Below are 14,586 nucleotides of genomic sequence, written 5' to 3'. Positions count from 1 at the left end.
TCCTCGGCGGTGCGGCTCTGACCGGGCTCGCCGCCCAGCTCGCGGTGCCGGTGCCCGGCTCGCCGGTCCCGGTGACCGGGCAGACCTTCGCCGCCATGATGACCGGGAGGTCCTTCACGGTCGGATCGCTCCGGCCGCTCGGCAGCGTGATGTGCCGTCAGCGCGCCCAGACCACGTGGGTGATGACCTTGTTGCCGTTGCCGAGGTCCTTCACGTACGTGTCGGCGCCCGAGGAGTGGTCCACGCGGGTTCCCCAGCTCGACTTGTCGTTGCCGACCTGCGGGACGGCGGCGGTCTGGTCGACGGTCGTCGTCGAGTCGAGGTGGGCGTAGATCGTGGCCAGCTCGTCGTAGTCGTGCTGGTTGGGGTGGGTGTTGGTGCTCGGGTCGTTCGTGTAGTCCATGCAGGTGCCGAGGTTCGGGTTGTCGAAGATCTCGTCCTGGTGGTCGAGCCCGAAGGTGTGTCCGACCTCCTGGCAGGTGACCAGCTGCTTCCACGCGGGCGTGTTGTACTGCGCGGTGTTGAAGTACGTGTCGTTGAGCTTGACGGTGCCGGAGGTGATGTGGCTGCCGCTGGCGGATATCGACGCGATGCCGAGCCAGCCGTTGTTGCCGTAGGTGTTGTTGCACACCTCGACGCGGCCGGTGGTCGCCGGGCACCGCCTGGCGGAGGACTGCCCGGCCACGACGGTGGTGTCGAGCACCGTGGACTTGCTCCAGTCGGTCGACGCCGTGCTCAGGTAGCTCTTCCAGCCGGAGCTGAGGTTGTCACCGATCTTCAGGGTGAACGGGTTGGACGTACGGGCCCAGTGGTAACTGCCCCACGAGTGATTGGCCTGGGCGGTGGTGCTGAACGCCAGTGTGGCAAGCGACGCGGCGGCGGTGGCGGCGACGAGCATCTTGAATCGCACGAGGGGTCTCCTCCGGTGATCGGGGATGTGAGCCACGCACGATCTGGAGGGCGCCCTCGGGTGTACGGCCCAGCCAGATCGTGAACTACCTTGCGCTGGTGCGAAAGTGACTGACCGTTCAACCGGACGGCAGGCGTGAGAGAGCCATACCGGTGGGGCTCCGGTCGGTTCGAGTGACCGAACCGGGGGAAGCGTAGGGCACCGTTCCGATGCTTGTCATGTACGCCGCATGATGAAATTCACGGGACTCCCGGACCGCGAGTCCGCCTCGTCCGGCTCGCGACCCGACCACTGGGCTCGCGACGCGGGTCCCGCCGAGCACGCAGGCACAGCAGCGGGGCACGGCCGGTACCTCCCTGCCGTGCCCCGTGCATGGACCGCGCTTCGGTCAGCTCTTGCCGAGCATCCTGTTCATCTGCTCGATCTCGGCCGTCTGGGCCTTGATCACGTCATCGGCCGGCTCCGCGGGGTGGGGCAGGCTCACTCCTCCCTCGATGTCCCCGGTGCCCGGCGGTTCGCCCGGCCGGGGAGCCGCCGGAAGCGGGACGCGGCGGTGAGCGCGGCCAGGATCCGGGCCGCCTGGACGACCGACGCGACCAGGTCCGCATCGAGCATTTGCGGCTTCGCGGGATTCGGCGATCCAGTCCCGTACGACCCCCTGCTCGGCGATCGGCTTCCCGAAGGCGACGCGCTCCTCGGCGCGGGCGCACATCAGCTCGACGGCCCGGTCGGCGATGCCGATCGAGCGCATGCAGTGGTGGATCCGGCCCGGGCCGAGACGTGCCTGGGCGATGGCGAAGCCGTCGCCCTCGCCGCCGATCAGGTTCGCCGCCGGCACCCGTACATCAATGAAGGTCAGCTCGGCGTGACCGCCGTGCTCGCGGTCGTCGTGGCCGAAGACCTCCATGCCGCGGAGGACCTCGAAGCCGGGGGTGCCCCGCTCGACGAGGATCATCGACTGCTGGCGGTGCCGCTCGGCACCCGGGTCGTCGGAGATCAGCCTCGCCGCCGTGGTGGGCGTCCCCCACCCCAGCCACGGCGAGGAGGTCAAGGCCTTCGCCATCCGCCGCGCCGGTTCCACGGTCACCGAGGAGGAGATCGTGGCCTGGAGCAGGCAGAACATGGCGGGCCACAAGTACCCCCGGCTTGTCGAGTTCCGACAGACCCTGCCCATGACGGCGACCGGCAGGATCCTCAAGCGCGAACTCGCCGCCACACAGCGCGACTGAGCGGCACCGACAGCCACGACCCCCGGAGCGCACCTTGACCGAGTCAAGGTGCGCTCCGGTCGGTCAAGTGCGCTGGTCCTCAAATGGTCCCCGAAAACGATCAAGGGGCCGTTTCAGATTGCTCTGAAACGGCCCCTGACCTGCGACTCTTTCGAGTCGGGACGACAGGATTTGAACCTGCGACCCCTTGACCCCCAGTCAAGTGCGCTACCAAGCTGCGCCACGTCCCGGTGCCCGTCCGCCCCGGTTTCGAGTCCCGCGGCGGCGTGCAAGAGAACATTACCTCACTTCACGGGGTGGATCAGCACACGGGGTGTCACCGCGGGGTGCGGAGCAGAATGGACGGGTGGACAGGGATCGGGATACCGCGGGGCGGGCGCGGAGTGCGCGGCCGCGGGACGGGCTTGGGCGGCCGCTGGCGTACGGGGCGGAGGGGGTGGCGCGGCAGCCGGAGGGGGTGGTGCGGGCGCCCGGGGAGACGGTGCGGGAGGCGCAGCGGCTGCTCGACGCGGGGATGCCGTTCCACGCGCACGAGGTGTTCGAGGACGCGTGGAAGTCGGGGCCGGCCGGGGAGCGGGATCTGTGGCAGGGCCTGGCACAGCTGGCGGTGGGGCTGACGCACTCGGCGCGGGGGAATGCGGCGGGCGGGGCGCGGCTGCTGCGGCGCGGGGCCGGGCGGGTCGAGGAGTACGCGGGGCGGGGGCCACGGTCGGAGACGTACGGGATCGATGTGGCGGGCCTCGCGGCGTGGGCCCGCGGGCTCGCGGGCCGGGTCGAGGCCGGCGGGGTGGTGCCGGACGCCGCGGCGGAGGCGCCGCGGCTCAGCAGGTGAGGAGCAGTTCCTCGGGCGAGCGGTGGATGAGGGTGGGGCGCATCGGTACGGGACGGGCGTCGGCCGGTCGCAGTCCGGGCAGCCGCCGGGTCAGCGCGTGGAGGGTGGCCCGGAGTTGGACGCGGGCGAGCTGGGAGCCGGGGCAGCCGTGCGGGCCGTGGCCGAAGGCCAGGTGGCGGGTGTGCGCCCTGGTCCTGGTGATGTCGAAGACGTCGGGGTCCGGGTGGCGGGCCGGGTCGCGGTTGGCGGAGCCGTAGGCGACGAAGACGGTGGCTCCGGCGGGCAGTTCGGTGCCGGCGAGGGTGACCGGGCGGGTGGTGGTGCGCCGGAAGCCCTGCACGGCGGTGTCGTAGCGCGCGGCCTCCTCGACGGCGGCCGGGACGAGCTCGGGCCGGGCGCGCAGGAGTTCCCACTGGTCGCGGTGGCCCAGCAGGTGCAGCACGGTCGTGCCGATGAGCGCGGTGGTGGTGAGGTGGCCGGCGATGAGCAGGTTCTGCAGGTTGGCGACGAGTTCGCAGCGCTGGTCGTCGGTGAGCCCGCGCGGCCCTGGGCCGAGCCCGGCGTCGGGGGCCAGCGCGCTGACCATCGCGGTGATCAGGTCGTCACGGGGCCGGGCGCGGCGGTCGCGGGCGTAGCGGTCGAGCAGCTCCTGCAGGGCGAGGACGTCCTGGGCGGCCGCGATCTGCTCGGCCTCGGGCAGCGGGCGGAAGAGCAGGCGTTCGGCGCTGTACGAGCCGTGGACGGCGGCCGGCACGTCGGCCGGGTCGAGGCCGAGCAGGCGGCCGACGACGGCGCCGGGGAGGCGACGGGCGTACCTGGCCATGAGGTCGGCCCGGCCGTGCTCGGCGACGGCGTCGGCGAACTCCTCGGCGAGCGTCTCGGCCTGCCGGGTGATGTACGGGGTGAGGGCGGCGATCCGGGTGGCGGACAGGCCGCTGTTGAGCGGCGCCCGGTGGCGGCGGTGGGCCGGGCCGTCCGTGGAGACGACCGTGGGCCGGGGCGCGAAGCCGCTGCCGAGGACCGCGAGGGCCGCGGGTGACGGCTGGACGTCGGGGCGCAGGGACTGGGCGGAGGAGAAGTCCTGCGGCCGCAGCAGCACCTCGCGGACGTCGGCGTCGCGGGTGACGAGCCAGGCGTCGAGGAGGGGCTCGTAGGTGAGCCCGGCGGTGCGGCGCGCCCGGGCGTAGTGCGGGTACGGGTCGCGCTGGAGCTCGTCGAGCAGGGCGTGCCGTTTCCGCTGGGCCGGGTCCACGCGGTGCCTCCTCACGATCGGTGCGCTGCGGTGCGGTGCGATGTGGTGCGTGCGTGCGATGTGGTGCGCTGCGTTGCGAAGCGGTGCGCTGCGCTGCGTTGCGGCCATGGTGAAGGGGGCGCGGGCGGGTGGCCAGGGGCGGGCGCGGAGCTGGCGTGAAAGGTGCGTGACGAGGGCGTGTTCAGGTCGCGTCGAGTGCCTGCAGCAGGACCTCGGTGTGGCTGTGCGAGGGGTCCCTGGTGGCGGTGAGCAGGGTGACGGGGCCCTCGGCGGCCTTGGCTCGCAGAGCCGAGAGGGCCTCCGCGGCGGCCGGCTCGGCGAGCTCCTCCTCGTACCGGCGCCGGAACTCCTCGTACTCCCCCTCCGTGCCGTGGTACCAGCGGCGCAGCTCGTTCGAGGGGGTGAGGCTCTTGGGCCACTCGTCGATGTGCGCGTCGGCCTTGGAGAGGCCGCGCGGCCAGAGGCGGTCGACGAGGACCCGCACGCCGTCGTCGGGCTCGGGCGACTCGTAGACGCGCCGGACGCGGACGCGGGGGCCGCCGGGCGGCGGGGTGTGGGGCATGGCTTCAGGGTGCCGGACGGGCGGGCGCTTCACACCTCGGAGCCGTCCGAGCTGCCAGAGTCCACGGCATTCCGGGCGTCCGGGGCCACCTCCGCGATGCCCGGCTCCACCTTCAGCGCCGGAAGCAGCACCGCGTCCACGAAGGTCCGCATCGTCACCGCGTCCGCGAACCGGTCCTCGAAGAGGCGCTCGATGCGGAGCATGCCCATGAAGCAGGGGGCGACGAAGGCCATCGCCGGGTTGTCGGCGGCGAGCTCGCCGCGCTCGACGGCGCGCGCCAGCATCGCGTCGAGGGCGGCGACCTCCGGCTGGATGACGGTCTCGCGCAGCGCGGCGCGCAGGTCGGGATGGGCGATGTACGCCTGGCTGACGGCCTCCATCAGCTCGGCGTCGCGCTCGCGGCGGGAGGCGGCGATCCGGGCCGCCTCGCGCAGGTCGCCGACGAGGGAGCCGGTGTCGATGCCGGTGAAGACGGCGCAGCGGCGCTTGTCGAGGGCGGCGGTGACGAGCCGGGGCTTGGTGCCCCACTGGCGGTAGAGGGTCGCCTTGCCGCACTTGGTGCGGGCGGCGACGCCCTCCATGGTGACGGAGTCGTAGCCGCCCTCGCGCAGCAGGCAGATCACCGCGTCGTACAGCTCCTCCTCCCGCTCGGGGGTGAGCTTGCTGCGGCGGGCGGCGGCGGTCGCGGCCTGCGTGGACATCGAATTCCTCCCGGAGATCCCCTACCCCGCCGGCCCCCCAACCGGACACCTTTCCCTGCACATACGAGAGTAGGGGGTGCCCAATCGAGACGCAAACGTATCGAGACGCTTGCGTCTCGATGAAATCGGATCTAGAGTTCCTGCGTTTGTTGTCCGATTTGAGGAAAAAAGGGGCCGCGCCATGGCTGCCGGGACAGGCGAGACGGGCGGGACGGGCGGGAGAGGCGGCATACGCAGACCGCCGCTCGTGCGCGAGCTGCTGCTCGTGACCGCGCTCTTCCTCGTCTACAAGTTCGGCCGGCTCTTCGCGAACGGTCACGAGACCCGCGCCTTCCACAACGCCGACCGCGTGTGGGACGCCGAGCGCGCGGTGCACCTGCCGGCCGAGGGCGTGATCCAGCACCTCCTCCTGCACGGCGAGGCCCTGGTCCGCACCGCGAACACCTACTACGCGGCCGTGCACTTCCCCGCCACCATCGCCTTCCTCGCCTGGCTCTACTGGCGCCGCCCCGACCACTACGTCTGGTCGCGCCGCGTGCTCGCCCTCGTCACCGCCGCCGCGCTCGCGCTGCACCTGCTCATGCCGCTCGCGCCGCCCCGGATGCTCACCGAGAGCGGCCTCATCGACACCGCGCAGGTCTACGGGCCCTCCGTGTACGGCGCCACGCCCGAGACCGACTCGATGGCGAACCAGTTCGCGGCGATGCCCTCGCTGCACTTCGGCTGGGCGCTGATGGTCGCGATCGGCCTGATCGCCGCCACCCGGACGCGCGGGCGGGTGCTCTGGCTCCTGCACCCGCTGGTCACCCTGCTCGTGATCGTCGGAACCGCCAACCACTACTGGTTCGACGCGCTCGCGGCCGCCGTCCTGCTGGGCCTCGCGCTGCTCGCCGTACCGGCGCCGTGGCGCGGGCACGGCCCCCGGCCGCTGCCACCGCTCACGCCCGTCACCGCCGCCGCGACCGCGGGAGCCCTGCGATGAGCGGCGCCACCGGGACCGTCCTCGCGGTCCTCCTCTCCCTCGTCTCCGCCGCCGGATACGCCCTCGCCGCCGTCGCCCAGTCACGGCTCGCGTCCGCCTCCGCCGGCGGGCAGGGCGCGCTGCGACGCCTGCTCGGCCGCCCGCAGTGGTGGTGGGCGGTCGGCCTCAACGCCGCCGGCGCGCTCGCCCACGTCGCCGCCCTGCACTACGGCCCGCTCACCCTCGTCCAGCCGCTCGGCGCGCTCACGCTCGTCGCCGCGCTGCCGATCGGCGCGTACGGGGCGCGGCGCCGGGTCAGCCGGACCGAGTGGCGCGGCGCGCTGTGGACCCTGGCGGGCCTGGTCGGGCTCGTCGCGGTGACCGGACCCGTCGAACCGGACGAGGCCCTGAACCTGCGCGAGACCCTCATCGTGACGGCGGTGACGCTTCTGCTCATCGCGCTGCTCGCCTCCCGCTCCCGGGCCCGCATGAGCACCGGCGCGCGCGGTCGCGGCCTCGGTCACGCGACCGCGTCCGGCGTCGCCTCCGCCGTCGGCTCCGCGCTCACCCAGACCCTCACCACCGCACTCGCCCGCGACCTGCCCGGCGGGCCGGACGGCTGGTGGCAGACGGCGCTGCTCGCCGTCCTGATCGCCGCGTTCGCGGCGGGCGGCCTCCTCCTCTCCCAGGCCGCCTACCGCGGCGGCCTCGCCGCCCCGCTCGCCGTCGTCAACCTCTCCAACCCGGCCGCCGCCGCCGTCATCGGCGTCGCCCTCCTCGGCGAGACCTTCCGCGCCGGGGTCTGGGGCTGGCTGATCGCGGGCGCCGGAGCGGTGGTGGCGGCGCGCGGGGTGGTGCTGCTGACGACGGGCGTACAGGTCGAGGCACGCGCCGGCGCGGGAGCCGCGGAGACCGTCGCGCTCCCCGCGTCCCGGCCCGGCGTCGCGGCGGACGAGCCCGCGGTCGTGGACGAGCCGGCGATGCTCCCCGTACGCGAACCCCTGGTCATACCGGACGCCCTGATCGGACCGAATCCGGTGCCCGAGCCGGCGCGCTAGGTGTATTGATCACGAGCGCTGGTGGCGCTCAGCAGGTCTCACGGAAGGGCACGTCCGGGATGTGGGCCCGCCACTCCTCCTCGGTGAGGCCGCCGGAGCGGGCGCACAGGTCGCGGCGCAGCTCCTCCGGGGCGTACGGGGCTCCGCCGTCCACGGCTCTGCGCGGGTCGGGGCCGGCGACGTACTCGCTGACGATGAACGGGACGGGGCCGTCGAGGTCGGCGTACAGCACCTTGGTGGTGCAGAAGGGCGCGACGAGGCGCCAGGCGCGTATCTCCTGGCGGAGCATGGCCCGGTCGCCGAAGCTCGCCTCGTGCAGGGCCTTCACGGCCACGCGCCGGCCCTCCTGGTCGTACCCCTCGTACACCACGCCCTGGCCGCCGGCGCCGAGCCGGCCGTCGAGGTAGTAGCCGCCCAACTGCCGTGGGTCGGTGGGGAGAAGAGGTGACGCCAAGACGTGCCTCCCGGGGTGTCGGACGGGTTCGACGCGTGCGCGACGACTGTGCCGCGACGGGAAGACGCGGGGCACGGCGCATCGGTTCGACAGCGGGCGTCTGGCGCCACGGGGCGGCCGGAAAGCGACGGTGGCGGGCCGAAGGACCTGCGTACGGCACTATGCTCGGCCGCCGCCCGCCCGCTCCGCACCGCCGAAGGAACCCTCATGGCCGAGACGTTGACCATCTCCTCCGCCTCCCTGCAGGACTGGGCGCTGGTGCGTGCCTGGGCGGCGGCCGAGGGCTGGAACCCGGGCCTGGCGGACGCGGAGTCGTTCTTCGCGCAGGATCCGGCGGGGTTCTTCCTGGGGCGGGTCGCCGGGGAGCCGGTGTCGGCGATCTCGGTCGTCAACTACAGCGACGACTACTCCTTCCTGGGGTTCTATCTCGTACGGCCTGATCTGCGCGGTCTCGGCCACGGCCTGGCGACCTGGCAGACGGCGCTGGCGCACGCGGGCGACCGGACGGTGGGGCTCGACGGGGTGCCGGCGCAGCAGGACAACTACCGGCGCTCGGGGTTCGTGACGGCGTACCGGACGGCGCGGTACGTGGGCGAGGTGCCGCTTCCCGACCGGGCGCCGTCCGGTGTGGTGGCCGCGGACCGGGTGGATCCGGTCGCCCTCGCCGCGTACGACAGCGCCTGCCACCCCGCGGACCGGCCGCGCTTCCTGGCGCCCTGGCTCGGCACTCCGGGCCACCGCGCCCTGGTCCGCGTCACCGACGGGCGCCTCACCGGTTACGGCGTCGTCCGCCCCGCCGAGTCCGAGGCCCGCGTCGGCCCTCTCTTCGCCGACACCCCGGCCGACGCCGCCGCCCTCCTCGACGCCCTCGCGTCCGAGGCGCGCGCCTTCGGTGCCCCGCGCATCGCCGTCGACATGCCGGAGGCGAACCCGGCGGCGGCGCGGCTCGCGGAGGAGCGGGGCCTGGAGCCGACGTTCGAGACGGCGCGGATGTACACGGGCCCGATCCGCCCGATCGCCCAGGAGCGGGTCTTCGGCGTGACGACGCTCGAACTGGGCTGAGACCGAAGCCGCCCGTCGGACGGGAGCGGCCGCCGGAACGGGCCCCGCGCCAACACCCACCGGGCGCACCGCGGTCGTGGCGCGCGCAGGAACAGGGGGCGGAGGCGCCCGCAAGGGCGCCGTCCCGTGTGCCCACCCGTCCCGCCCTGCGGGACGATTGCCCACCCGGGGGGGTGGGGGGCGGTGCCCCGCCCAGCGGCCCGCGCGGGCAACCCGCGCGCCCGCGCGGAAACCCCTTTCCCCTCACTCCCTCCCCCACCCTCCCCCTCGTCCCTACAAGGGTTTTCCCCGTATCGAGTTCATCTCGGCGTTCCCTACTGTCTGCCGCACCGGCAGATCCCAGCCCCAACCCCACCTCCGCCCCTGTCAGGTGCATGAGGAGCGGTGGGTGGTGTCCGTCGGGGACGGCCTTGACCCGGGCCGTCAGCGCCGGTGGCGGCGCACGGGACCCCACGCCCAGGGGACCACGGAAGCGACCCCACTTCGCCCCGAGGTTCCCGCGCCGCCGCCACTGCTCCACCTACGTCGTACTCGAAAGGGCCACACCTTGAACGGTTCCAGGCGGAGAGTCATATCCGTGGTGGTCGCGAGCGCCGCGATCCTCGGTGCCGCAGCCACCACCTCCGGGGCGTTCGCCGCCGTCCCGGGCGCCCCGTCCCCGAAGCCGGCGCCGGCTTCGCAGGCCATGACCGCGCTGCCCAGCGCTCCGGTCGAGAAGGTCATCGTCACCTACAAGTCCTCGTCCGCCGAGGCCGGCTCCAACGCCGCCGCGAAGAGCGACACGGCCGAGAAGGCCGTCAAGACCGGGGAGAAGCTCGCCTTCGAGCGGCGCCTGGCCGGCGGCGCGGCGCTGGTGAACCTGGGCGGTTCCGCCACCAAGCAGGACGTGGCCGAGGTCATGGCCGCCTTCAAGGCCGACCCGCAGGTCGCCTCCGTCGAGCCCGACATCCGGGCGTACGCGATGGCGGTCACGCCGAACGACACGGACTACGCCAAGCAGTGGGACCTCTTCGAGCCCACCGGCGGCATGAACGTGCCCGCCGCCTGGGACAAGACGACCGGTTCGGGCGTCACCGTCGCGGTCATCGACACCGGTTACGCGGCCCACTCGGACCTGGCGACCAACGTCATCCCGGGTTACGACTTCATCTCCGACTCCTCCGCCGCCCGCGACGGCAACGGCCGTGACGCGGACTCGAAGGACGAGGGCGACTGGAACGCCACCGACGGCGAGTGCGGTACGGGTTCCAAGGCGTCGAACTCGTCCTGGCACGGCACGCACGTGGCCGGCACCATCGCCGCGGTCACCAACAACACCAACGGCATCGCGGGCATCGCGTACAACGCGAAGATCGAGCCGGTGCGCGTGCTCGGCAAGTGCGGTGGTTCGTCCTCCGACATCGCGGACGCGATCACCTGGGCCTCCGGCGGCTCCGTGCCGGGTGTCCCGGCCAACCCGAACCCGGCCAAGGTCATCAACATGAGCCTGGGCGGCGCCAGCAGCACCTGCCCGAGCGTCTACCAGAGCGCCATCAACGGCGCGATCTCGCGCGGCACCACGGTCGTCGTCGCCGCGGGCAACAGCAACGCGGACGCCTCCGGCTTCACGCCCGCGAACTGCACGGGCGTCATCACCGTCGCGGCCACCAACCGCGCGGGCAGCCGCTCCTTCTACTCCAACTACGGCACCCGGGTGGACGTCGCGGCGCCCGGCGGCGAGACCCGCAACGCCACCGACACGCCCGGCACGGTGACCACGCCCGAGAACGGCATCTACTCCACGCTGAACTCCGGCACCACCGTCCAGTCGACCGAGACCTACAAGCCCTACCAGGGCACCTCGATGGCGGCCCCGCACATCGCCGGTCTCGCCGCGCTCCTGGAGTCGGCCAAGCCGAGCCTGACCCCGGCCGACATCAAGGCCGCGATCAAGGCCAACGCCCGCCCGCTGCCCGGCACCTGCACCGGCGGCTGCGGCACCGGCATCGCCGACGCCGCCGCGACGGTGAACGCGGTCACCGGCACCACCCCGCCGGCCGGCAACGTCTTCACGAACGCGACGGACGTCCAGATCCCGGACCTGTCCACCGTGACCTCGCCGATCACCGTCTCCGGCATCACCGGCAACGCGCCCGCCACCCTCAAGGTCGCGGTCGACATCAAGCACACCTGGCGCGGCGACCTGGTCATCGACCTCATCGCCCCGGACGGCACCGTGCGGAACCTGAAGACCTCGTCGTCCTCCGACAGCGCCGACAACGTCCTCGCGACCTACACGGTCGACGCGTCGAGCTCGGTCGCCAACGGCACCTGGAAGCTCCAGGTCCGCGATGTGGCCTCGGGTGACACCGGCTACATCGACTCGTGGAGCCTGACCTTCTGAGCCACCGCGATCCACCCTCGGATCGCATCAGAACCACCCCCCACACCCAGCATCACCGCTGGTCAGCGAAGCGCCCGTGGTCTACACCACGGGCGCTTCCGGCAGTTGGCCGTCCGCGGTTCACGCTCGGTTCACCGGGGTGTGCTGTCCGTATGCCGGACAAGGGGCCTGGACGGACGCGCCTCGCTCCGTATCCTCTGCGCAACGGGGCTCATGGGCCGGGCCCGCGGGGCAAAGGGTGGTGGATACGTGACGACAGCGCCGCTCCGGCCTGCGCCGGTGGGCCGCGAGGAACTCCTCGGCCGCCTCGAACGCGTGCTGCAGGCCCGGGGCCGGGCCCTGCTGACCGGACCCGCAGGTGTCGGAAAGACCGAGGTGGCGCTCGCCGCGGCCGCCCGCGCCGAGGCGCGCGGCGAGACCGTGCTCTGGCTGGCGACGCTCCCGGCCGACCGCGAGATACCCGGCGCGGCCGCGGCGGCCCTGGTCGCCTCCGTCGCGACCAACCTGACCTGGCCGCACCCGGCCTCGGCCTCGGCCTCGGCGGCGGTCGCCGCCGAGGAGAGCGCGGCTCAGACCCGCGCCGGCGCCCCGGCCGAGCACGGCACCGGGTACGGGTACGGGACCGCCCACGCGAACACGAACGCGACCCCTACCGCGACCGGCTACGGAAGCCGCCACGAAGACGGCTACGGGAGCAGGGGCGGGAGCGGATACGAACGGCCCCAGGGCCCGCTCGCGACCGTGGGCCCGACGAGCCCGGCGCGGCCGGCGAACCCGGCGGGCCCGGCCGGTCCGGCGAGTTCCGCGAACCCCCTCGGCGCCGCCGCCCTGCCCGCGCAGCGCGCCGACGGCACCGCGACCGGCGCCGCCGGCGGCCCCGCCGACTCCGCGCCCGCGCGCCTCGGTGTCACCGCCTCAGGGGCCCTGGACGGGCTGCCCGGGCCCCAGCGGGACGCCGTCGCGATGCTGTGCCGGGAGGCGCCCGCGGAGGACGGCGGCTGGGACCCGATCGCGCTGCGGCTCGGGATCGCCGGGATCCTGCGGTCGCTGACCGCGCGCGGCCCCGCGCTACTCGTCGTCGACGGGGTGCAGCACATCGACGCGGACAGCGCCGATCTGCTCCGGTTCGCCCTGCACCTGGCGCCGCCCACGCTGCGGGTCGTCGCCGTCGAGACCCCCGAGGCGTACGGGAGCTCGCACGACACGACCGGCTACGGCGGTGCGGACGCGCACGACAGCCGGCTGTGGGTGCCGTCCGAGGCGGACGTGCTGCTCGTGCCGCCGCTGCACGCCGACGAGATCGCCGAGCTGCTCATCCACCACCGGCTGCCGTCCCGGATGGCCGGCCGCATTCACAAGGCGAGCGGCGGCAATCCGCGGCTCGCGCTCGCCGTCGGGCGCTCGCTCGCCGACGCCCGCACCCCGGTGCACCACGCCGAGGCGCTGACCCTGTCCGGGCGGGCCCGGGACCTGGCGCGGCAGTTGCTGGGCGCCGCGCCGTCCGACGTGCGGCAGACCCTGCTGCTCGCGGCGCTCGCGCTGCGGCCGACGGCGGCCCTGGTGCGGCGCGCCGGGCGGCCGAACGCGGAGGCGGACCTGGCGGCGGCCGAGCGGGCCGGTCTGGTGTCGCTCGCCGAGGACGGCACGGTCGCGTTCACGGCCGGGCTGCTGCCGTCCACGCTGGTGCACGACGCCTGCTGGGCGGAGCGCAGCGCGGGGCACGCGGCGCTGGCGAAGGTCGTGGACGACGAGGTGGAGGCGGTACGGCACCGGGCGCTGGCCACCGACGCGCCGCAGGAGGAGCTGGCGGCGGAGGTCGCCGAGGCGGCGAACCTCGCCCGGCGGCGCGGCAACAGCGCGCTGGCGGCCGAACTCGCCCTGCTCGCCGCCGAGTCGACGCCGGGCGCGCACAGCCAGCGGCGGATCGCCCGCCTGGTGGACGCCGCCGAGGAGGCCGCCCGGGCGGCCCGGGCCGACCTCGCGATGCGGGCCGCGACGGATCTGCTGGCCCGGGACGCGGCGCCGGTGGACCGGGTGCGGGCCCGGCTCGCCGTCCTGGACACGGCGGGGCAGGGTCTGACGGGGCTCGACGAGATGTACGTGCACGCCATGGAGGACTCCGAGGGCGACACGGCGCTGCGGGCCGCGGTCCAGCTCCGGCTGGCCGTCAAGTACGTCCTCGCGGACGGGGATCCGGCGCGTTCGCGGGCCGCGGCGATGGAGTCGGCCAAGCTGGCGGCGTCGATCGGCGATCCCCGTACGGCCGCGCAGGCCATGACCGTACAGGCGCGGATGGAGCGGGCGCTCGGCGCGCCCGACGCGGAGGCGGTGCTCGCGCAGGCGCGGGCCCTGGAGATGGCCGAGCGGCCGGCCGGGGTCCGCAACACCGCGCAGATCCTGACGATCCGCCATGCCCTCTTCGACGGACGCCTTGTGGACGCGCGGGCGGAGCTCAACGCGCTGCTTCCGCTGGTGCAGCGGCGCGGTTCGGTGGAGGACTCCATCGAACTGCTCAGCACGCTCGCCGAGATCGAGTCGCGGATGGGTCCCTGCGGGGCTTCCCTCGCGCACGCCGGGCAGGCGCTCGCGCTGACCCTGGAGGCGGGGCTCTCCCCCGGGCCGGCCTGGTATTCGCTCGCGCTCGCCGAGACGGCCGGCGGCAGCTTCGCCCGGGCGGCCAGCTACGCCCGGCGCAGTGTGCAGGCGTCGGAGGAGGAGGGCGACCGGGTCTTCCTGTCGCGCAGTCTGTACGCGCTCGGGCGGGTGCAGCTGATCAACGGGGACGTCGCCGCGGCTCTGGAGACGCTGCGCCGGGTCGAGGCCAACGAGCGGGCCCAGTCGACGGTGGACCCGTCGATGCTGCGCTGGCACGAGGAGCTGGCCGAGGCGCTGCTCGCGCACGACGAGGTGGACGAGGCCCTGGCGGTGCTCGCGGCGGTGCGGCCGGTGGGCGAACGGCTCGGGCGGCCCCGGGTGCTGCTCGGCATCGACCGGGCGTACGCGCTGTGCCTGGCTGCCGAGGGCCGTACGGACGAGGCGGCGGAGCTGCTCGCGGGTACGGCGAGCCGGTTCGCGGACGCGGAGCTGCCGCTCGAACAGGGCCGGGCGCTGATCGCGCTCGCCCGGGTGGAGCGGCGGCGGCGCCGGCGGTCGGCGGCGCAGGCGGCGCTGCAGTCGGCCAC

At 74.0% G+C, this 14,586-nt stretch carries 12 protein-coding genes, 1 tRNA gene and 2 pseudogenes; 8 read left to right on the top strand and 7 right to left on the bottom strand.

The features are described from left to right. Window positions 1–125 (top strand): annotated as a pseudogene (locus ACWEV0_RS33670) (biotin transporter BioY); the annotation flags it as partial. Window positions 126–157: 32 nt separating this feature from the next. Here the strand turns inward: ACWEV0_RS33670 and ACWEV0_RS33665 are convergent. After that, a complete protein-coding gene (locus tag ACWEV0_RS33665) occupies window positions 158–910 on the bottom strand; it encodes a hypothetical protein (protein WP_453153567.1) in 753 nt (250 codons plus the stop codon). Window positions 911–1,535: 625 nt separating this feature from the next. Continuing rightward, window positions 1,536–1,883, bottom strand: a pseudogene (locus ACWEV0_RS33660) (acyl-CoA dehydrogenase family protein); the annotation flags it as partial. A gap of 37 nt (window positions 1,884–1,920) precedes the next feature. On the opposite strand from ACWEV0_RS33660, the gene ACWEV0_RS33655 reads away from it, so the two are divergent. After that, a complete protein-coding gene (locus ACWEV0_RS33655) occupies window positions 1,921–2,139 on the top strand; it encodes an AMP-binding enzyme (protein WP_453153565.1) in 219 nt (72 codons plus the stop codon). 156 nt (window positions 2,140–2,295) lie between these two features. Here ACWEV0_RS33655 and ACWEV0_RS33650 read toward each other — a convergent pair. Further along, window positions 2,296–2,369 (bottom strand) — tRNA-Pro (locus ACWEV0_RS33650). Window positions 2,370–2,452: 83 nt separating this feature from the next. Here ACWEV0_RS33650 and ACWEV0_RS33645 point away from each other — a divergent pair. Further along, on the top strand, window positions 2,453–2,971 hold the full coding sequence (locus tag ACWEV0_RS33645; RefSeq protein WP_453153564.1) for a DUF309 domain-containing protein: 519 nt from the start codon (window positions 2,453–2,455) through the stop codon (window positions 2,969–2,971). Here the strand turns inward: ACWEV0_RS33645 and ACWEV0_RS33640 are convergent. The 3 genes from ACWEV0_RS33640 to ACWEV0_RS33630 form a co-directional block, all read right to left on the bottom strand. Continuing rightward, the gene (locus ACWEV0_RS33640; RefSeq protein ID WP_453153562.1) at window positions 2,961–4,223 is read right to left on the bottom strand and encodes a cytochrome P450; all 1,263 of its coding nucleotides are present in this window, start codon (window positions 4,221–4,223) and stop codon (window positions 2,961–2,963) included. The two genes, ACWEV0_RS33645 and ACWEV0_RS33640, sit on opposite strands and share 11 nt — an antisense overlap. A 181-nt stretch (window positions 4,224–4,404) precedes the next feature. Then, window positions 4,405–4,785 (bottom strand): DUF488 domain-containing protein, encoded by a 381-nt coding sequence (locus tag ACWEV0_RS33635; protein WP_453153561.1) that lies wholly within the window; start codon window positions 4,783–4,785, stop codon window positions 4,405–4,407. Window positions 4,786–4,814: 29 nt separating this feature from the next. Continuing rightward, window positions 4,815–5,486 carry a TetR/AcrR family transcriptional regulator C-terminal ligand-binding domain-containing protein gene (locus ACWEV0_RS33630; RefSeq protein WP_453153560.1) on the bottom strand — a complete coding sequence of 224 codons (672 nt, stop codon included), beginning with the start codon at window positions 5,484–5,486 and terminating at the stop codon, window positions 4,815–4,817. A 181-nt stretch (window positions 5,487–5,667) separates the two neighbouring features. Here ACWEV0_RS33630 and ACWEV0_RS33625 point away from each other — a divergent pair, with 181 nt between their 5' ends. Both ACWEV0_RS33625 and ACWEV0_RS33620 read left to right on the top strand, forming a co-directional pair. Next, complete coding sequence (locus tag ACWEV0_RS33625; protein WP_453153558.1) at window positions 5,668–6,468, top strand: phosphatase PAP2 family protein; 801 nt, start codon at window positions 5,668–5,670, stop codon at window positions 6,466–6,468. Beyond that, complete coding sequence (locus ACWEV0_RS33620) at window positions 6,465–7,505, top strand: DMT family transporter (RefSeq protein ID WP_453153557.1); 1,041 nt, start codon at window positions 6,465–6,467, stop codon at window positions 7,503–7,505. The genes ACWEV0_RS33625 and ACWEV0_RS33620 overlap by 4 nt, the downstream gene beginning before the upstream one ends. Window positions 7,506–7,533: 28 nt before the next feature. Here ACWEV0_RS33620 and ACWEV0_RS33615 read toward each other — a convergent pair whose 3' ends face one another. Next, a complete protein-coding gene (locus tag ACWEV0_RS33615; protein WP_453153555.1) occupies window positions 7,534–7,959 on the bottom strand; it encodes a hypothetical protein in 426 nt (141 codons plus the stop codon). Between the two features lie 207 nt (window positions 7,960–8,166). Between ACWEV0_RS33615 and ACWEV0_RS33610 the strand changes: the two genes are divergently transcribed. The 3 genes from ACWEV0_RS33610 to ACWEV0_RS33600 form a co-directional block, all read left to right on the top strand. Continuing rightward, a complete protein-coding gene (locus ACWEV0_RS33610) occupies window positions 8,167–9,021 on the top strand; it encodes a GNAT family N-acetyltransferase (RefSeq protein ID WP_453153554.1) in 855 nt (284 codons plus the stop codon). Between the two features lie 685 nt (window positions 9,022–9,706). Next, entirely contained in the window at window positions 9,707–11,404 is a 1,698-nt protein-coding gene (locus tag ACWEV0_RS33605; protein WP_453153569.1) for a S8 family peptidase, read from the top strand. 249 nt (window positions 11,405–11,653) lie between these two features. Then, window positions 11,654–14,586: AAA family ATPase (locus ACWEV0_RS33600; protein ID WP_453153552.1), on the top strand; the 2,933-nt coding region annotated here is incomplete at its 3' end.

The sequence above is a fragment of the Streptomyces sp. NPDC003943 genome, assembly GCF_053605265.1.
Note: the sequence above shows the minus strand (reverse complement) of the source record. Positions and strands in the feature narration are given on the sequence as shown.